Here is an 18,450-nt window from a genome sequence, read left to right on the forward strand (position 1 = left end):
ACGCTGCGAGCCGGTGTCGGGGGCTGCGTCATTTTCTCCGCCGGGCGAGACGTCGCCGATTGCGGCGAACGGCTTTGCGATAATGGGCGATCGAACCGCGCATCGCGGCATCTGGGCTGGTCCCCAGATCGCCGGTCATCGCCCTCCATTGCAGCACGCCTATCGCTTCGATCTTTTCCGCGATCGTGAGATGCGCTTCCAGCGCTGCGGCTGGGTTCCCTGCCAACAGCCTGGGTATCCTGAGGCCGATCACCGTCCAGGCTTCCAGCCCCAATTGCCGCTGTCCATGAAAAGGCCGAACGAGTTCGTTTTCTGCATGACGGGACGCTTTAGTTATTGAGCAAGGAAGCTCAGCAGATCGGCGTTCAACCGATCCGGCGCGGTCGCAAACAGGCCATGCGGTTCGCCATCATATTCGATCAGTTGCGCCCCCGGTATCGCAGCGGCCGCCGCTCGCCCGGTCGGATCGATCGGCACTGTCTTATCGCTCGTCCCGTGGATGATCAGCGTCGGTATGGTGAACGCGCGCAGGTCGGGCCGGAAATCGGTTCGGCCAAAGGCGTGGATGCAATCGATCGTCGCCTTGGGGCTCGCCATGATCGCCAGCATGAATGTCCAGTCGAGCAAGGCGCTGCTGACAGGTTTGGAAACAAGGCCGATGCCGTAGAAGGTCTTGGCGAAGGTTTGCAGGAAAGCGAACCGGTCTTCGCGTACCTGCGCCTGCATCTGGTCCAGTGCTGATTCATCGACACCGTCGGGATTGCTGTCATCCTTCAGAAGATACGGCACGATAGAGCCGATCAGCGCTACCCTGTCCACCTTCGCCGAACCATAGCGCGACAAGTATCGGGCGATTTCGCCGCCTCCCATGGAAAATCCGACGAGGGAGACTTTGGGCGCCCCCACCCTATCAATGACGGCCGCGAGATCATCCGCGAACATGTCATAATTATAGCCATTGGAGGGATGACCCGATTGCCCGAAACCGCGACGATCGTAGGTGATCACGCGATAGCCCGACTCCAGCAGCGCAAGCGTCTGATATTCCCACATGTCGCCGGTCAGGGGCCAGCCGTGGATCAGGATCACCGGGTGGCCCGACCCCATGTCCTTCACATGGATGACATGACCTTCGCGGGTTTCGATATGCATGGGAGCCGCTCCTGATAGGGGAGTGAGGGCAACCGGTGGCGCGGCGCATCGTTCCCTCCGCTTCTATTTCCTCGTCTTCGTCTTGCGGGAACAAAGCCCATTCACTCCGGTTAACAACATCTGGCGGCGGGCGTCATAAGCGGCCTTAAAAACGGGCCAAGGAGATGTCATGGTGACGCTCACTCCGCTGGAGATCGGCCTTGGGCTGGTCGTCCTTGTTCTGGTGGCCGGCTTAGCCGTGCTGATCATGCGCAACCGGCAGCATGCCAATCTGCGATCGAAATTCGGGTCTGAATATGACCGCACTGTCGAGGAGGCGGGCAGCTCCCGGAAGGCGGAGGCAGAATTGCAAGAACGGGAAAGGCGTGTGGCCAGCTTTTCGCTGCGCCGCCTTTCCCCGCAGCAGACCGACATGTTCACCGATGGCTGGATGAAGGTCCAGAACCAGTTCGTTGATGATCCTCAAGGTGCGGTGTCGCGCGCTGACGTGCTGCTGACCGAAGTAATGGAGGCGCGCGGCTATCCCATCGTCGATTTCGACAGGCGTTCCGCCGACTTGTCCGTCTATCACCCGGAAGTGGTTCAGAATTACCGATCAGCCCATGACATCGCCATACGCCATGCGCGTGGCGAAGCCGATACGGAGGATTTGCGTCAGGCGATGATCCATTATCGCGCGCTGTTTGAAGACCTGGTGCACGAGCCGGGCGAACCTGACGGCATGTCCCACATGACGAGGCCTAGTCGTTTCGGCGACACGGATTATGGCCGCCGGGACCTTCATTGAGGTTAGATTAAATTGGCTGCCGCAGCTTCCTCATGAAAGCTGCGGCGGCCTTTGTGTTCAGGCGCTGGCGGTTAGTGCCGATCGTTGAAGGTCGAACCGGTCGGCGTCCATTACTTTGACCCACGCAGCGACGAAGTCGTCAACGAACTTGCGCCCTGCATCGGCCGAGGCATAGACTTCCGACAAAGCGCGAAGCTGCGAGTTCGATCCAAAGACCAGATCGACGCGCGTGCCCGTCCACTTCTGCTCGCCGGAATCGCGGCAGCTGCCGACGAACACGTCGCCCTTATCGCTTTCCGCCTTCCACGCCGTACCCATGTCGAGCAGGTTGACGAAGAAGTCGTTAGTGAGCTGGCCGGGACGGTCGGTGAACACGCCATGCTTCGATCCGCCGTGGTTGCCGCCCAGCACCCGCAGGCCGCCCACCAGCACCGTCATCTGAGGCGCGCTGAGCCTCAGCAGGTTGGCGCGGTCGATCAGCAATTCCTCCACTGGCACGCGATAGCTGACCGGCAGATAGTTGCGGAAGCCGTCCACCTTCGGCTCCAGCACGGCAAAGCCATCGACATCGGTCTGCTCCTGCGATGCGTCGGTGCGGCCCGGCGTGAACGGCACGGTCACATCATGCCCCGCATCCTTCGCCGCCTTTTCGATACCGACAGAGCCGCCCAGCACGATGAGGTCCGCCATGCTCACCTTCCTGCCATCCGAAGCCCCGTCGAACTTCGCCTTGATGTCTTCCAGCACGCCAAGCACGCGGGCCAGCTGGCCGGGCTGGTTCACGTCCCAGTCCTTCTGCGGCGCAAGGCGGATGCGCCCGCCATTGGCGCCACCACGCTTGTCTGACCCGCGAAAGGTGGATGCCGAAGCCCACGCCGTCTGCACCAGTTCCGATACGGTCAGCCCGGACGACGCGATCTCCTGCTTCAGCGCGGCGATGTCGGCTTCCTCGATCTGGGCATAGTCCGCCGCCGGGATCGGGTCCTGCCAGATCAGATCCTCGGCAGGAACATCGCTCCCTAGATAGCGACTCTTGGGACCCATGTCGCGATGGCACAGCTTGAACCAAGCGCGCGCGAAGGCATCGGCGAACGCGTCCGGGTCATTGCGGAAGCGATCGGCGATCTTGCGATATTCGGGGTCCATCTTGAACGCCATGTCCGCCGTGGTCATCATCGTCGGCAGCCGCCTGTCGGGGCTGTGCGCGCCGGGCGCCATGTCCTCCGGCTTCTGGTTGATGGGCTGCCACTGATGCGCGCCCGCCGGGCTCTTCACCAGCTCATAATCGTAATCGAGCAGCATGTGGAAGAAGCTCATGTCCCATGTGATCGGGGTGGGCGTCCATGCGCCCTCGATGCCGCTGGTGATCGTGTGATCGCCGACCCCGCTTTCATGTCCGCTCTGCCAGCCAAGGCCCTGCTGCGCGATGTCCGCGCCCTCGGGTTCTGCGCCGATCTTCGACGCATCGCCCGCGCCATGTGCCTTGCCGAAAGTGTGGCCGCCAGCGGTGAGCGCCAGCGTCTCTTCATCATTCATGCCCATGCGAGCGAATGTCTCGCGAATATCCCGCGCGGACAGCAACGGATCGGGATTGCCGCCGGGACCTTCCGGATTGACGTAGATGAGGCCCATCTGGATCGCCGCGAGTGGTTCTTCCAGCGCCATTTCCTTGTCGGGCTGAATGCGGGTCTGGTTGTCGGGATTGCCGACCCACTGTTCTTCCGTGCCCCAGTAGATGTCCTTCTCCGGTTCCCACACATCTTCGCGCCCGCCGCCAAAGCCGAACACGGGGCCGCCCATCGACTCAATGGCGACATTGCCGGTCAGGATCATCAGGTCCGCCCAGGACAGTTGGCGGCCATATTTCTGCTTGATCGGCCACAGCAGGCGGCGTGCCTTGTCCAGATTGGCATTGTCCGGCCAGCTGTTGAGCGGCGCGAAACGCTGTCCGCCCGACGAAGCACCGCCGCGCCCGTCGCCGGTGCGGTACGTACCCGCGCTGTGCCAGGCCATGCGGATGAAGAAGGGGCCATAATGCCCATAATCAGCGGGCCACCATGGCTGGCTGTCGGTCATCAGGGCATGAAGGTCGTTCTTGACCGCTTCCAGGTCGAGCGATGCAAATTCCTTCGCATAGTCGAAGGACTCGCCCATCGGGTTCGCGTGTGCGCCATTTTGATGAAGGATTTCGAGCGACAATTGATTGGGCCACCAGTCACGGTTGGTGCGCCCCAGCAATGACCGCAGCGCGGCTGGCTCCTTCGCAGGGCAGCTCAGCGGGCTTTCACCAGTTTTCGCGTCCATGATTTGGCTCTCCTATTGAATGCAGATCAGCAGGCTAGTCCCGATGGGCGCGCCAGGTAAGCGATTAAGATCGGTCATGATGATCGATAAAAGCGATCACCGACGGCTTGTCTGCACGGCCTTGGCGCAGGACAAGCTGCTTTTTGGTTCCGCTCCATTACGCTTTGGTGTAATCTGCCGCTGTTGGCCATGGGGCGTTCCTCATGCCGAGACGATGCGCTGCGCGGGCTAAAAGGCCGCCCCCGTCACCTGTCCCGACTGAGGATTGAAACTTAGCGTCCGTCATGGTGACTTCGCGAAGGGAGAGCGACCATGGCGATTACGCATCCAGCTGATCTGGATTCCAGTCGGGACGATTATGAAATCCGCAAGATCGGCTTCGATGATCTGCGTATCTCGCTGCGGCAGGGCTGGGAAGATTTCCAGGCCAAGCGTGGCGATCTGGTCTTCATTGGGCTGATTTATCCCGTGGTCGTGCTGTTCGCTATTCTGATAGCCAGCCGCGTGTCGATCCTGCCACTGCTATTTCCTTTGCTGGCGGGCTCTGTCCTGTTCAGCCCTGCCTTGGCCAGCGGCTTTTATGAACTCGCCCGGCGCCGGGAACATGGACTGGATTCCCGCTGGCGTCATTTCCTCGACGTGGTTCGGGGGCCGTCGGCGCCGTCGCTATTCGACCTGACCAGCATCACGGCCCTGCTGTTCCTGGCATGGCTGGCAGCGGCCTGGTTCATCTTTAATTCGACCGTCGGCAGGTTCGGGCCGGAAGTCGTCTCATCCTTCGGGGCCTTTGTGAACGCGGTGTTCGGAACCGCCGAAGGTTGGCAGATGATCATCGTCGGCAATCTTGTCGGCCTGTGTTTCGCCATCATCACGCTGGCGGTCAGCGTGGTGTCCTTCCCGATGATCGTCGACAAGAAGGTCAGTTGGGGCAATGCGCTGCGGACGTCGGTTCGGGTTACCCGGACCAGTCCCGTAACTGTAGCGACCTGGGGACTGATCGTGGTGGTCCTGCTGATCCTGGGCGCATTGCCGGGGCTCGTGGGGCTTGCCGTCGTGCTACCGGTGCTGGGATATTCGACCTGGCATCTCTATACGCGCGCGGTGGTGCGCTGAGGGCTGCTCGGGCTACGCCTGTTCCCGCTCATCGGGAGCAGGTTTGGGCCGGGTCATTGACCGGCTTGCGCGCCCGGCTTCGGCAACGGTGGCGCTCCGCCTCCCAACGTCGCCAGATATTTGATGACAGCCGCCCGATCTTCGGGACGGCGGAGCCCTGCAAAGCTCATTTTCGTTCCCGGCACATCCCGCATTGGCGAGGCGAGGAACGCAAACAGCTGGTCGTAGGTCCAACTGCCCCCATGCGCTTTCATCGCAGGCGAATAGGCAAAGCCTGCATGGCTACCGACCGGCCGCCCTACCACACCCCACAGATTAGGCCCGATTCGGTTCGGCCCGCCCTGGCCAAAGTCGTGGCAACTCGCGCAAAGCTGCATCTTCGCCTTGCCAGCATTCGCGTCCGCGCTGGCGAGCAATGTGCCAAGATCGACGGCCGCCGCCGCCGGAGCAGCACCGCCGCCGGAGGATGGAACAGGCGCCTTGCCCCGCATGTCCCGATGATAGGCGATCAGCCGTCTGCCCTCGCCCGGGTCGCCCAGGCTGGATGGCCAGTCTCGCTGCACCGACGCCATGTCCACGCGCGGCGGCATGTCGTCGGCGGGCTTGTAAGCAAGGGAGCCTGCATTGGCATGTGGATACAGCTGCCCTGCAAACCAGTTGAAGCTCCAGAGCGCGCCTGCGGCCCCCGCGACGCACAGTCCCGTCACCAACCAGCGCATCCGGTTCATGGCTTCATCCTCCCCCGCCCATGAAGATCGCCCGCGTCCAATAGGCATAGTCCGCCTCGATCGTCATGATCCGTACCAGCACCAGCAGCAGCAGCGGCGGCACGAGGATCGCGTAGATCAGCGACAGTCTTTCCCAAGCGAGATGCATGAAGATGGACAGGATCAGCCCGGCCTTGAGCAGCATGAACAGGATGATCAGCGTCCAGCGGACGATCCCCTGCACATGCATATAGTCCACCATGTAGGACATGGCGCTCAGCACGAAGAGATAGCCCCATACCTTCAGGTAAAGGCTGATGGGATGATGCTGCCCCTCATGGGCTATGGAGCTATCGCTGCTGGCTATCTCATGCTTCATGGACATCACCACAGGTAGAAGAAGGCGAAGATGAAGACCCAGACGAGGTCGACGAAGTGCCAGTAGAGCCCCGCGATCTCTACCGCGCTATAGTCGCCCGAACGATCATAATGCCCGCGCGCGACTTTGGATGCGATGATCAGCAGCAGGATGACGCCGCAACTGACATGCAGGCCGTGGAAGCCTGTAATCATGAAAAAGCTGGCACCGAACTGCGGCGCGCCCATGGGATTGCTCCAGGGACGCACCCCTTCATGGATCAGCTTGGTCCATTCAAACGCCTGCATACCGACAAAGGTCGCGCCGAAAAGGGCGGTCAGCAGCATCAGTATGGCGGTCTTGCGCTTGTCGCGGCGATAGCCAAAGTTGACCGCCATCGCCATCGTCCCGCTTGAACTGATAAGGACGAATGTCATGATCGCAATCAGGATCAGCGGAATATTCTGCCCTGCGATGGTGAGGGCAAATACTTCCGCTGTATTAGGCCAGGGCTCCACGGCCGATGCCCGCATCGTCATGTAACCTGTCAGGAAGCAGGAAAAGATGAAGGTATCCGACAGCAGGAAAATCCACATCATCGCCTTGCCCCAATGGGTATGGCGGAAGACTTCCTGATCGGCCGACCAGTCAGCGACGATCTCCCGCAGCGCGGGCGTGATGATCTCCTTGTCTCTACCGTCGGACACCGTGTGAGCCATGGCGATTGACCTCATGTCGATACGAGCAGGGCGGCGATCAAAATCCAGATGAAGAGCAGGAAATGCCAATAGATAGCGCACAGGCGGACATGGGCGGGGTTTCGCTCCGCCAGCACCCAGGCGGCGGCTACAAGGCCCCCGATGATGTGAACACCATGCAGCGCCGTCAGCAGATAGAAGAAGGCGTTGGCCGGGTTGGACGACAGATAATAGCCTTGGCCAAGATAGTGACGCCAAAGCATCCATTGGCCGATCAGAAATGCCAGACCAAGCACCGCACCCGCGAGGGAAGCGCCCGCCGCCCGGCCCGCCGCCTCAGATCGGCGCGCAATCTCCCATGCGATGCTGCTTGCCACCAACAAGGCGCTGTTGATCCAGAGCAGCGGCGGATCGGGCATGGCGACCCAATCGTCGGCATGACCCATGGGGGCGTGCAGGCCCATGCGCATGAAATAGGCCGCGCCCAGCAGCGAGAACATGACCAGAGCAACGGCGAAATAGACGCTGAGGCCTATGCCGCCAGCGGACGGGCGAGGGCGGGATGGTACGGCAGGGTCCCGGTCGCTTGCCGGTTCCCAACTTCTTTCCGCAAGCCGCGCCAGGATCGTCATGTGCGCGGCTCCGTCTGGGTGATGAAGTCGCGAGGCGCACCCGGCACGCTATAGTCATAGGCCCAGCGATAGACGATTGGCAGCTTTGGCCCCCAATTGCCGTGCGCGGGCGGGGTTTGCGGCGTCAGCCATTCCAGACTGGCCGCCCCCCAGGGATTGGGATCGGCGCGCGGTCCCCGGAACAGGCTCCAGATCATGTTGAAGAAGAACAGTCCTTGCGCCGCAAAGACGATCAGCGCCGCGATGCTGATCCATTCATTGGCCAGATGCACCGAATCCGGGATGAAGCCCGTTTCGCCCAAAGCATAATAACGGCGTGGCACACCCAATATGCCGAGATAGTGCATCGGCAGGAAAATCGCATAGACTCCCAGGAAGGTGATCCAGAAGTGGAGCTGGCCCAAGGTCTCGTTCCACATCCGCCCCGTGATCTTGGGATACCAGTGATAGATCGCACCAAAAATCACCAGCACCGGCGACACGCCCATGACCATGTGGAAATGAGCGACGACGAAGAAGGTGTCGGACAAGGGCACGTCCACGCTGACATTGCCCAGGAATAGTCCTGAAAGTCCGCCGTGGATAAAGGTGAAGATGAATGCGATCGCGAACAGCATGGGTACGCGCAAATGGATGTCGCCGCGCCACAAGGTCAGCAGCCAGTTATAGACCTTGATCGCGGTAGGGATCGCAATGATCAGCGTGGATGTTGCAAAGAAGAACCCGAAATAGGGGTTCATCCCGCTCACATACATATGGTGCGCCCAGACGAGAAAGCTCAAGGCGCCGATGATGACGATCGCCCAGACCATCATGCGGTAGCCGAAGATGTTGCGCCGGGCGTGGACGCTGATCAGGTCCGACACGATGCCAAAGGCCGGCAGGGCGACGATGTAGACTTCCGGATGGCCAAAGAACCAGAAGAGATGCTGGAAGAGGAGAGGGCTTCCTCCCTCCGTTGGGGTGATTGCGCCCATCGACTGCATCGTCGGCATGAAGAAGCTGGTGCCCGCGAAATGATCGAACAGCATCATGATCGCCGCGACGAACAACGCCGGGAAGGCGAGCAGACCCATGATCGACGCGGTGAAGATGCCCCAGACCGATAGCGGCATCCGCATCAGCGTCATGCCCTTTGTGCGCGCTTGCAGCACTGTCGTCACATAGTTGAGCCCGCCCATGGTGAAAGCGGCCACGAATATCGCAAGGCTCACCAGCATCGTCGCGATGCCCCATTGGTGGCCGGGCGTACCCTCGCTGATCGCCTGCGGAGGATAGAGCGTCCAGCCCGCGCCCGTCGGGCCGCCTGGAACGAAAAAGCCTGCTACCAGCACAATGACCGACAACAGATAGAGCCAGTAGCTCAGCATATTGACGAAGGGAAAGACCATGTCCCGCGCGCCGATCATCAGCGGGATGAGATAATTGCCAAATCCGCCCAGCAGCAACGCCGTCAGCAGATACACAACCATGATCATGCCGTGCATCGACACGAATTGCAGGTAATTGTCCGGCTGGATCGCGGGGAACACGCCCGGAAAGCCAAGCTGCAACCGCATCAGCGCGGACAGAAACAGCGCCACCAGGCCGATCGCGATCGCCGTCACGCTATATTGGATGGCGATGACCTTGTGATCCTGGCTCCAGACATATCTGGTGACCCAGCTGTGGGGATGATGCAGCGGCCGCAGATCGTCAGCCAGGGTAGTAGCCATCAACTCTTGCTCCAGGACGCAGGGACGGTGCAGGCATTGGCCTTGATCAGCAGGATGGACATGGCGGCAGGCGGCGTTTCGGCCAATATCTGGCCAAAGCTCGTCTGTTGGGCCTGCCACGCCGCGAAGGCCTTTGGAGATTCCACGATCACCTTGCCACGCATCTCATGGTGGCCCGTGCCGCACAGTTCGGCGCATAATATGTCGAACGTGCCAGCCTTGGTCGGGGTCATCCAGAAATAGGTGACGATGCCGGGCACCAGATCCATCTTCGCCCGGAATTCGGGCACGTAGAAATCGTGCAGCACGTCCTTGGAACGCAGCACGATCTTGACCGGCTTGCCCAGCGGCAGATGCAGATCGCCTGCCTCGATCAGCACATCATCGCGCCCGAACGGGTCCAGGGGGTCGAGGCCGAGTGTATTGTCAGACGTCACATATTTGACCGCAGCCGCGCCCAGCACCCCATCGGGTCCGGGATAGCGGAAGGACCACTGCCATTGCTGACCGACCGCCTCGATGACCGTCGCGTCCTGCGGCACGGAAACATAGCGGCCCCATGCGGCCAGACCCGGCGCCAGCATCCCGGCGATGCCGATCGCCGTCCAGAGCGTCAGCCTTTTCTCCAATGAGGCGTTTTCCGGCTCATAATGCGCCTGGTGCCCGGTGCGGTGCCGGTAGCGGACCAGAACCCAAGCCATGAACAGGTTGAGGAGGATGAAGGCGGCCGCGCAAATCCAGAGCGTTACGTCCAGCGCGGAATCGATGGAGCCCCAATTTGAGGCGATCGGCGTTCGCCACCATGGGCTGAACAAATGAAATGCGACCGAACCAAACACCAGCAAGGCGATGGCGATCGCAATCGGCACAGGCTCTCTCCCATCAATGCGAGCGCGCCTCACAGCCATTGACCCGGCTTTTGTTGAGTCGCCCCGGAAATAACCGCATTGGTAATCTATAGAAAAATCGCACCGGGTGGAAGTGGTTAGCCGCGATACCGCTTTCCCGGATTGAAGACTGCCGCGCGCGGGTGCGCGGAAGGGGGCAGGGCTGCGCCTCTTGCGTCACGCGATGCCCGAAGGGGTTAATCATTATTCCTGCGCTCTGCGACCGAAGATTGTTTGATCGGACCTGGCAAAAGCGGGAGGGTCGGCGGCCAATGGGGTCAGAATGCCGCTGTGGAGGATCTATTCATGCTATCGCAATCGGGAACGCTGAACGCGCCCCTGCTCGAGGCAATGTCTGACCGGCCGATGGAGGGGGGCTCCCGGCCCTCCAGCCTGTCGGCCCGCCAAGTCATCAAGATCATCCGGCGGCACGAACTGTTGCTCGGCGCGATCGTGTTCTTCGCGGTCCTTATCGTGCTGGTGGTGCAGTTGACCTCGACGCCCATTTATCAGGCGACGGCGACGGTGCAGGTCGAACTGAATGACGACAGCGGATCGCCCGACATGGCCGCGCGTAACCAGCAGCGCGTTGCCAACGAAGCGGGCATCTACCGGTCCCGTTCCCTTGCCGAACGCGTGGTGCAGGATTTGAAGCTCGCGTCCGATCCGCGCTTCGTCGAAACGCCGCTTCCCGCTAACGCCGTCGTCGACAACCGCCGCCTGTCCCGGCTCGCGGGCAGGCTGATATCCAGCATATCGATTTCAAGCTCCAAGGATTCCGACTTCATCGACATCACCGTGCGATCCGAGTCGGCAGACCTGGCGTCGGAAATCGCCAATCAATATCCCGCCAGCCTCGCCGCCTACCGCTCCGTCATGCGCGATGACCGGCAAGGCAAGATCGTCAGCCAGCTGGATGACGAGCGGGCACGGCTTGCGACCGAGGCGCATCAGGCGGAACAGGCGGTCGCCGATTTTCGCCGCCAGCATCAGATGCTTACCGGCGCTGGCGGGTCGGAGGATTATCAACAGATCAACCGGATCGCCGCCGAAGCTGTTTCCGCCGCCGCCATGCGTGCCGCGCAAAGCGCGCGGGCAGCTGGCATCGCGAGCGCAGTGAGCAACATCACGACGGCGGGCGCGACATCCCCGCTACTCGACCAGCAAAGACGGCAACTGGACGACCTGACCCGCACGCGCAGCGAACTCGCCATGATGTACGGGTCCGAACATCCCAAAATGCGCGGTGTGGAAGCGCAGATCGCGGAAACCACCGGCAGCATGCAGCAGGAACAGGCCAGGGTCATCGCTGCGGCCACGACCCAGGCTCAGAACGCCGCCGCCCGTGAAGCGGGCATCGCGAGGAGCGAGGCGGCCTCTGCCGCGTCGCGCGCAGGCCAGCTGGAAGGAACGCTCCGTTCGATCACGGGCAAGGCATTCGCGAACACCGCCGCGACGGTTGAGCTGAACGCGCTCGAACGCAATGCGGAAGCCGCGCGCAGTGCCTTCACCGCCATGAGCACGCGTGCGCAGCAGGTGAAGGCCAGCCTCGCCGCATCCGGCATCCATTCGCGCCTGATGTCGCCCGCCGCCGTCCCGCAGGAGCCGATTTCGCCCCGGCCCAAATCCGCAACCTTCGCCGCGTTCGTAGGGTCGCTGATCCTGGGACTGCTGGTGGTGTTCGGCATCGAGCTGACGGACAACCGCCTCTGGAATGCCGAGCAGATCTATCATCAGTTCGGCCTGCGCACCTTTGCCCTGCTGCCCGAACTGGATGGCGACGCCCTGAGGTCGGCAAAGGCGAATCCGGTGCTTCAGGACCCCCAGTCGCTCTTTGCCGAGGTGGCTCGTGGGCTGGGAAGCGAGGTCGCCGAACTGGCCCAGCCGGGAAGGGCGCAGACCGTTCTGATCACCTCGCCCATCACCGGAGACGGCAAATCGACCGTCACCCTCACCTTGCTGGCTGCGGCCGTCGCCATGGGCCGCCGAGCGATTGTGCTCGACCTCGATCTGCGCCGTCCCAGTGACGTTCTGCGTCCCACCGATGATGCGGGGGGGAAGCCGGATCTCATCGATTATCTCAGCGGTGCGGTCGATGCGCGACATATGCTTCCAACGCTCGCCCTGACACAGAGGCCAGGCGCGGAGCAGCCGTCCGAAATCACCACCTATGAACCCGTTGTCCTCAGCGCGCGTGAACCTGCGCGCAATCCGGCCGCGATCATGCGGCTGGGGAAGGTCAACGACCTGCTGGACCATCTGCGGGAGCATTATGATCTGCTGATTATTAACGCACCCCCCACGCTTGCCACGCGGGATTCACGCATGCTGATGGATGCGGCCGATCATACGCTGCTGGTCGTGCGCTGGGGCCGCACCACGATCGAACAGGTGCGCGCGGCGTTGCAGGTGCTGCAAAAGCCGGTGGACGGTGTCGTCATCAATCGCGTGGATTATGCGGAACACGCCCGTCGCGGTTATGGCGATCCGGTCCAGTTCTACATGGATTCAGCGGAATATTTCAGTGGCGAGATGCCGACCCCTCGCCGCTGGTATGAGCGGATGGCCCCATCGCGCTGGCGCGACCGTGCGGACCATATGGCATGACTGCCTGAAGGCTGCGCAATACCTTCGTGCAGCCTTTCGCGGATTGGCCTGTCGCTGTGCGGGCCAGGGTAAGCGCTCTCCCCAAGCAGATTGCAAAGTTGCACGCTCATCAGAAGCTGTCGGCGGGAAAGGGGCTGAAGCGCCTTTCTTCCGAAACGAACCTCGTGCAATCTCATGCGCGAATTTGGGCCATGAACGCTGCTGAGGAACGATGGACTTAACAGCCAGGCGCGCAGAGATGTCCCGCGAAATCGCAATCGCCGCTGATGCCATGGCGCCCGCCTATTCTCCCCAAATCGACACGCCCACTTAACCCTTCTGTCTGGCCTTTCGAAGGCCCTAGACGGAAGGGGGATGAATGATCCAGAAGATGTAGCTCCCGCCATTCCATGGTGCTTAGTAGCGCGAGCAAGGGCAACGGTCACTGAAAACCGGGCAGAGCCTTCAGCTTTCCAGCGGGGGAAGATGACCGCGCATGCCTCTGCGTTGTGAGGGCGAAGGCAAGAAGCGAGGGCTGATCACGCCCGGCCCGATCAGTGCGGGACTGACGGCGAGGAAGACGAACAGGAACCAGCATCGTCCATAGACGTGCGGCATTCCCATCACCGCGTTGGCGAAGGTTACGAGCGTCGTGACGATCGTCAGTAGCACCAGCTTCCCATATCGGGCTCGATAGCCGACGATGCCCGCCAATATCGGAACGGTCATCAGCACCAGATAGCCCAGCAACGACAGGCCGCCACCTTCGTTCAACAGCAGCAGGTAAAGGTTATGGACAGGAAGGCCATAGCGGCTTTCCTGCCGATACTGATCCGCGCCAAGGCCGATGATGAGATTCTTATCGGCCATCTCCAACGCCTCCCTGTTCAGTTCCTGCCGGGACTCGAACGTCCCCGCAGTCGAAAGATCGCCCGAGTTCAGGGCGGAAAGGACCCTGGTCTGGAATGTCGAGGGAAGATAATTCTGGCCGAATGCGAGCACAGTCGCGCCCAGCGACGCGACGATGATCAGGGTCTTGAAATTCCGTCTGCCGCCGAAGAAAATCAGGGCAGCGGCGATCATGCTGTAAAGTCCGGTGTTGGAACTGGTCAGGATCACGCCCGTGATAAGAATGGCGAGGCAGGGCAGCGCAATCATCGGCCGCATCTGTTTGGACAGGAGCATCAGCCAGACGAGCGTCATCGCCATGACCGTCAGCACGCCCATGCCATTGGGATTGCCCGCAAAGCCCTGTAGCCGCTTGTTGCCGGTGACGAGGGCCATCTGTTCCCTGTCGGTGCTGTAATAGCCGGCCGAGTAGACCATCGCCCCCAGCGCGCACATGACCACCATGCCCCAGATCCCGCATTTGATGAGGCGGACGACTTCCTCTTCCGACCGGCGCAGCAGGACGAGCGGCACGAGCAGATAGGCGAAGGAATATTGCGTGACCAACACCAGGCATCGGGTCATATCGCCCTTGAAAACGCTGCCTATGAAAAGGCCGCCACTGAGCATCAGCAGCCCCAGCACCCAGAGCCAGGTCAGGCTGGCAAAGGGCGACGCCACCCTCCCTGTCGATACACGCAGGAAAAAGGCGCCTGCGAACATCACATCGCTTATGGTTATGTACAGGCTGGGATGGCGGAAGGCATTATAAGGCGCGAAAAACACCGCGCCCTGCAGCAGGACGAATTCCCATCTGTGGAGTTCGTCCGTCCAGAATTGCGTTCGTTCCTGGGCAGGGCTGGCACGACGGCCGCCGGGCAATGGATAATGGCTTGCCTGATACTGACTGGTTTGCACGCCTGGCGCTCCGGCTATTTTTTCTGCCTTGTTCCGCGACTAGGATGCAAATCTGGCCGGACTTAGTCCATTGCACATAATGCCTGCCCGGCGTTCAAAAGGGCAGGGGACGATATCCGATTGGGTAGGGGGTCAGGCAATGAAAACGGATGGTTAGCGCCGCCCGTGAAAATGCTGCCTCTGTCCTCCGGCGGTCGTCACACGCTTGCCGAACAATCGGCGGTGCCGCGCGTGGCGCCTCTCGGCGGGAAAGCGGCAGGGCTGGCCCTGGGTGGCGAGGGCGTTGCGCTGTCAGCAGCCTGACCATGCAGTCCCTGTCCTGCCGCCCATATGGCTGCCTGGGTACGGTTGGACACCCGCAGCTTGCGCAGGACCGCTTTTACATGAACCTTGACGGTGGCTTCGCTGATCGAAAGCTCGCGCGAGATGACCTTGTTGGGCAACCCTGCGATCAGGCGCCGTAATATCTCCATTTCCCGGGCCGACAGATTGGCGCAGTCGATAGACACGGCGTTGGGCGTTTCCTCGCAGACGGCGGATTGGTCGATCAGCTTCTGGGCCAGTTGCGAAGGAAAGATCTTTTCTCCCAGCGCGATCAGGTCGAGATACCCTCCCAATCGTTCGCATGACAGGTCATTGATCAGATAACCTTCGGCGCCCGATCGAAAAGCATCCAGCATTGCGTCGAAATCGAACTTGTTGGCGAGTATCGCGATCCGCGCGCTGGGATAATATTCGCGCACTTGGGCAAGCGCCGCGCCGTTCCATTCCATGTCCTGATCTTCGATCAGCAGCAAAAGGCAGTCGGAATCGGCGACGCCAGCGGGGCAAGGCTCGTCCAGTCTGGCCCCGGTATAGAGGATCTGACGCTGTTGTGACGAAAGAAGCCGCCGGAGACCCTCTCTGACGATGGAGCTTCCGCCCACAAGCACAACATCTGAATCCATTGTCATCGTCCGCCTCCCTCAACATCACAGAAAGGCTGTGATGGATTGAATGCAAAGCACTTGCTGAAGGCGACCCCTGTCTTATCGGGCCGGAGAGTATCACAAATGCAGCGTTGAACAATAGGCGTAACATTCTGGGAAAACTTAACTTACGTGAAGATCGGGCGTTGGCGCGATTTTGCTAACCGCTTGTCTATTCATGAATTTGTCTGAACCATCCCAAATAGCGAGGAAGCGCTGTCCTTTAGGGTGGCCTGATCACATGTGTTGAACAGCATGTGCGATTCGCGCGTAACCTATTGTGGAAAAGATCTTCTGGCAGCGGCTTGGATTCAGCCAATCAGTCGATGCCGGGGGCAACGACGGCCCGCCTCACATGTCAATTAGCCAAAAGACTTAATCCAGCTTCCTCCCGCAAATCATTCGGGGCGAAGGCTTGCGGATATTCTGCTCGTTCGGCCAACACCCGCACCGATTCCTGCCACAAGGGATGATAGCTGTCTGGTTCATTGCGGCCCGGGGCCAAGTTGTTACCGTTTTACTCGTGATCTGGACGATCGCGCTCCGCATGCTGCGACAGGCCCTCTTTGGCAGCATGCGGGGTTTGCTCGTCGAAGATCTTTTTCTTGAACCGCAAGGGTTTTGCTATGGATGCGAGCGCGCCGCCCGCTGGATCTGACCCGCTTCTCGACGATCTCGCAGACCCGCGGGCGGAGGTTTCCGCTGGTGGGCCTGGCTGGGCGATACTGCTGCATGATCTGCTGACGCGGCCGACCGGCTTTCCCGGCCCGGCCCGTTTCGCGGCGCTGATGCTGATCGACGCTTCGTTGATCCTGACTACCCTGCTTCTGGTCGTCATGGCCATACCGGGGAGCGTTTCGGCGGCCTTCTATGATCGTCCCAGCCTCATGATCTTCTTCACCCTGGTGGCGGTGTTCGCTCTCTGCCTGACGGGACTTTACTGGCGAAGCTGGCGCTTCCTCTCCTTCGGCGACTGCATCGCGCTTTCTACGGGTGTCGCGGGCGGAGCGACGGCGGCATGGAGCATGTGCCTGATCATCTCCGCAAAGATACGGGCCGTGCCGCTGGAGGCGGTCGGCTTCGCGCTGCTGCATTCGGCATTGCTGCTGGTGGCGATGATCGGCGTGCGAACGGTGCGCCGGGGCCTGCGCGAATTCGCCTTGGCGCATATCGTCCCTCCCGGCGGCGGTCACAACATATTGCTGCTGGGTGAGCTGGACTGGATACGGTCGCTGATGGACATGCTCCGCGCCGAACGGACCAATCGTTTCAATGTCGTCGGCGCGCTGACCTTTGACGGACGCGAGACGCGGTTGCAGGTCGCCGGTGTACCTGTGCTGGGTTCGCCCGACAAATTGCCGCAGATCGTTGAGATGCTGGCGACGCGAGGGCTAAAGCCCGAAAGCCTCGTCATACGCGGCGACAGGACGATGCCGCGCCGGTCCTTCTCCCATCTTGTGAAGTTGGCCGATCAGTGCGACCTGACAGTTGCGCACGCCAATGACCTGCAAAAGGCGAAGGATGGGACGGCCCGCCTGGAAATCAAGCAGTTCGAGCTGGCCGATCTGCTCGGCCGACCCGAGGTCTCCCTCCAGCGCAGCATCGTGGATCGGCTGATCCGCGGCCGCCGGATATTGGTGACGGGCGCGGGCGGCACGATCGGCGGCGAACTGGTGCGCCAGATCGCCACCTTCCGCCCGGCGGAGATCGTTCTCCTCGATCATTGCGAGTTCAATCTCTACACCATCGAGATGCAGGCGCGGGACAAGTTCCCGGATGTCATCTGTCGGCCCGAACTCTGCTCGATCCGCGACCGTGCCGCGCTCAACGACGTTTTTCAGCGCCACCAGCCGGAGGTCGTCTTCCATGCCGCCGCGCTGAAGCATGTGCCCATTGTCGAGGCCAATCCGTGCGAGGGCGCCCATACCAATGTGCTTGGCACGCGAAATGTCGCGGACGCGGTCTGTGCTTATGGCTCGCTCGCGATGATTCAGGTATCGACGGACAAGGCGGTCAATCCGGTGGGCGTCATGGGCGCCACCAAGCGCCTCGGCGAACTCTACTGCCAGGCGCTTGACCTGATCGGCCAGTGCGACCCCGACAGCCCGCGTTTCATGACGGTGCGGTTCGGCAATGTGCTGGGTTCCAGCGGATCGCTCGTGCCTCTGCTCCAGCAGCAGATGGCCGCTGGAAAACCGCTCACCATCACGCACCCGGACATCAAGCGCTATTTCATGACCGTGGGCGAAGCGGTGCAGCTCATCTTGCAAAGCAGCGCCCGCGCGATGGAAACCAACATTGATCGCGGCACCATCTTCGTCCTCGACATGGGCGAGCCGATCAAGATCGTCGACATCGCCCGGCGAATGATCCGTCTGGCGGGACTGCGTCCGGACATCGATGTACCGATCAAGTTCGTCGGCCTTCGTCCCGGCGAGAAGCTTTACGAGGAATTGTTCGACACCACCGAGGAACAGCTTCGCTCCACCATCCCCGGCGTGATCGAAGCAAGCCCTTGCCCGGTCCCGCTCGAAAAGCTGGTGAATGCCTTCACCGAATTGGCAAACCTCATCCATACCCATGACGAGGATGGGGTGCGCGACCTGATGAAGGAATTGCTGCGCGCGCCCGCCCAATCGAACTGGGCAAAGACGCTGCGAGAATTGACCCGGGAGATCGACCTTGTCGGCAAGGCTGCGAATGAATGACCGGGTGCCATCGTTTGCGGCGGTCGATG

General features: G+C 61.2%; 15 protein-coding genes. 4 read left to right on the plus strand and 11 right to left on the minus strand.

Annotation, left to right across the window (positions count from 1 at the left end; translation table 11 throughout):
• Positions 1-28 precede the first annotated feature (28 nt).
• Both ACZ5U1_RS13140 and ACZ5U1_RS13145 read right to left on the minus strand, forming a co-directional pair.
• Positions 29-226: a hypothetical protein gene (locus ACZ5U1_RS13140; protein ID WP_464778782.1), complete on the minus strand. Its 198-nt coding sequence runs from the start codon at positions 224-226 to the stop codon at positions 29-31.
• A 107-nt stretch (positions 227-333) separates the two neighbouring features.
• Entirely contained in the window at positions 334-1,152 is an 819-nt protein-coding gene (locus ACZ5U1_RS13145; protein ID WP_464778783.1) for an alpha/beta fold hydrolase, read from the minus strand.
• Between the two features lie 169 nt (positions 1,153-1,321).
• On the opposite strand from ACZ5U1_RS13145, the gene ACZ5U1_RS13150 reads away from it, so the two are divergent.
• The gene (locus ACZ5U1_RS13150) at positions 1,322-1,939 is read left to right on the plus strand and encodes a hypothetical protein (RefSeq protein WP_464778784.1); all 618 of its coding nucleotides are present in this window, start codon (positions 1,322-1,324) and stop codon (positions 1,937-1,939) included.
• 57 nt (positions 1,940-1,996) lie between these two features.
• Here ACZ5U1_RS13150 and katG read toward each other — a convergent pair whose 3' ends face one another.
• Positions 1,997-4,243, minus strand: coding sequence for a catalase/peroxidase HPI (katG, locus tag ACZ5U1_RS13155; RefSeq protein WP_464778785.1), 2,247 nt, complete (start codon positions 4,241-4,243; stop codon positions 1,997-1,999).
• A 312-nt stretch (positions 4,244-4,555) separates the two neighbouring features.
• Between katG and ACZ5U1_RS13160 the strand changes: the two genes are divergently transcribed.
• Complete coding sequence (locus tag ACZ5U1_RS13160) at positions 4,556-5,356, plus strand: DUF2189 domain-containing protein (protein ID WP_464778786.1); 801 nt, start codon at positions 4,556-4,558, stop codon at positions 5,354-5,356.
• A gap of 53 nt (positions 5,357-5,409) precedes the next feature.
• Here the strand turns inward: ACZ5U1_RS13160 and ACZ5U1_RS13165 are convergent, their stop codons facing one another.
• From ACZ5U1_RS13165 to ACZ5U1_RS13190, 6 genes are read right to left on the minus strand one after another with little or no spacing between them, the layout of a single operon-like run.
• The gene (locus tag ACZ5U1_RS13165) at positions 5,410-6,084 is read right to left on the minus strand and encodes a c-type cytochrome (RefSeq protein WP_464778787.1); all 675 of its coding nucleotides are present in this window, start codon (positions 6,082-6,084) and stop codon (positions 5,410-5,412) included.
• 4 nt (positions 6,085-6,088) lie between these two features.
• Positions 6,089-6,442 carry a cytochrome C oxidase subunit IV family protein gene (locus ACZ5U1_RS13170; RefSeq protein WP_464778788.1) on the minus strand — a complete coding sequence of 118 codons (354 nt, stop codon included), beginning with the start codon at positions 6,440-6,442 and terminating at the stop codon, positions 6,089-6,091.
• 5 nt (positions 6,443-6,447) lie between these two features.
• The gene (locus ACZ5U1_RS13175) at positions 6,448-7,140 is read right to left on the minus strand and encodes a heme-copper oxidase subunit III family protein (protein WP_464778789.1); all 693 of its coding nucleotides are present in this window, start codon (positions 7,138-7,140) and stop codon (positions 6,448-6,450) included.
• Positions 7,141-7,151: 11 nt separating this feature from the next.
• The gene (locus tag ACZ5U1_RS13180; RefSeq protein WP_464778790.1) at positions 7,152-7,751 is read right to left on the minus strand and encodes a cytochrome c oxidase subunit 3; all 600 of its coding nucleotides are present in this window, start codon (positions 7,749-7,751) and stop codon (positions 7,152-7,154) included.
• Positions 7,748-9,466 (minus strand): cytochrome c oxidase subunit I, encoded by a 1,719-nt coding sequence (locus tag ACZ5U1_RS13185; RefSeq protein WP_464778791.1) that lies wholly within the window; start codon positions 9,464-9,466, stop codon positions 7,748-7,750. Before ACZ5U1_RS13185 ends, ACZ5U1_RS13180 begins: the two co-directional genes overlap by 4 nt.
• Positions 9,466-10,335, minus strand: a complete 870-nt coding sequence (locus ACZ5U1_RS13190) for a cytochrome c oxidase subunit II (RefSeq protein WP_464778792.1) — start codon at positions 10,333-10,335, stop codon at positions 9,466-9,468. Before ACZ5U1_RS13190 ends, ACZ5U1_RS13185 begins: the two co-directional genes overlap by 1 nt.
• A 324-nt stretch (positions 10,336-10,659) precedes the next feature.
• Here ACZ5U1_RS13190 and ACZ5U1_RS13195 point away from each other — a divergent pair, with 324 nt between their 5' ends.
• Entirely contained in the window at positions 10,660-12,960 is a 2,301-nt protein-coding gene (locus ACZ5U1_RS13195; protein ID WP_464778793.1) for a GumC family protein, read from the plus strand.
• A 444-nt stretch (positions 12,961-13,404) separates the two neighbouring features.
• Here the strand turns inward: ACZ5U1_RS13195 and ACZ5U1_RS13200 are convergent, their stop codons facing one another.
• Positions 13,405-14,745 (minus strand): O-antigen ligase family protein, encoded by a 1,341-nt coding sequence (locus ACZ5U1_RS13200; protein ID WP_464778794.1) that lies wholly within the window; start codon positions 14,743-14,745, stop codon positions 13,405-13,407.
• Positions 14,746-14,942: 197 nt separating this feature from the next.
• Positions 14,943-15,698 (minus strand): LuxR C-terminal-related transcriptional regulator, encoded by a 756-nt coding sequence (locus ACZ5U1_RS13205; protein WP_464778795.1) that lies wholly within the window; start codon positions 15,696-15,698, stop codon positions 14,943-14,945.
• A 641-nt stretch (positions 15,699-16,339) separates the two neighbouring features.
• On the opposite strand from ACZ5U1_RS13205, the gene ACZ5U1_RS13210 reads away from it, so the two are divergent.
• Positions 16,340-18,421, plus strand: coding sequence for a polysaccharide biosynthesis protein (locus tag ACZ5U1_RS13210; protein WP_464778796.1), 2,082 nt, complete (start codon positions 16,340-16,342; stop codon positions 18,419-18,421).
• The last annotated feature ends 29 nt before the right edge of the window (positions 18,422-18,450 follow it).

It is taken from the genome of Sphingobium sp. TomTYG72 (assembly GCF_055394715.1).

Excerpts from the sequence above, each read along its gene's own strand:
- ACZ5U1_RS13145 (WP_464778783.1), bottom strand. The coding sequence starts at position 1,152 with ATGCATATCGAAACCCGCGAAGGTCATGTCATCCATGTGAAGGACATG.
- ACZ5U1_RS13150 (WP_464778784.1), top strand. The coding sequence starts at position 1,322 with ATGGTGACGCTCACTCCGCTGGAGATCGGCCTTGGGCTGGTCGTCCTT.
- katG (WP_464778785.1), bottom strand. The coding sequence starts at position 4,243 with ATGGACGCGAAAACTGGTGAAAGCCCGCTGAGCTGCCCTGCGAAGGAG.
- ACZ5U1_RS13160 (WP_464778786.1), top strand. The coding sequence starts at position 4,556 with ATGGCGATTACGCATCCAGCTGATCTGGATTCCAGTCGGGACGATTAT.
- ACZ5U1_RS13165 (WP_464778787.1), bottom strand. The coding sequence starts at position 6,084 with ATGAACCGGATGCGCTGGTTGGTGACGGGACTGTGCGTCGCGGGGGCC.
- ACZ5U1_RS13170 (WP_464778788.1), bottom strand. The coding sequence starts at position 6,442 with ATGAAGCATGAGATAGCCAGCAGCGATAGCTCCATAGCCCATGAGGGG.
- ACZ5U1_RS13175 (WP_464778789.1), bottom strand. The coding sequence starts at position 7,140 with ATGGCTCACACGGTGTCCGACGGTAGAGACAAGGAGATCATCACGCCC.
- ACZ5U1_RS13180 (WP_464778790.1), bottom strand. The coding sequence starts at position 7,751 with ATGACGATCCTGGCGCGGCTTGCGGAAAGAAGTTGGGAACCGGCAAGC.
- ACZ5U1_RS13185 (WP_464778791.1), bottom strand. The coding sequence starts at position 9,466 with ATGGCTACTACCCTGGCTGACGATCTGCGGCCGCTGCATCATCCCCAC.
- ACZ5U1_RS13195 (WP_464778793.1), top strand. The coding sequence starts at position 10,660 with ATGCTATCGCAATCGGGAACGCTGAACGCGCCCCTGCTCGAGGCAATG.
- ACZ5U1_RS13205 (WP_464778795.1), bottom strand. The coding sequence starts at position 15,698 with ATGACAATGGATTCAGATGTTGTGCTTGTGGGCGGAAGCTCCATCGTC.
- ACZ5U1_RS13210 (WP_464778796.1), top strand. The coding sequence starts at position 16,340 with ATGGATGCGAGCGCGCCGCCCGCTGGATCTGACCCGCTTCTCGACGAT.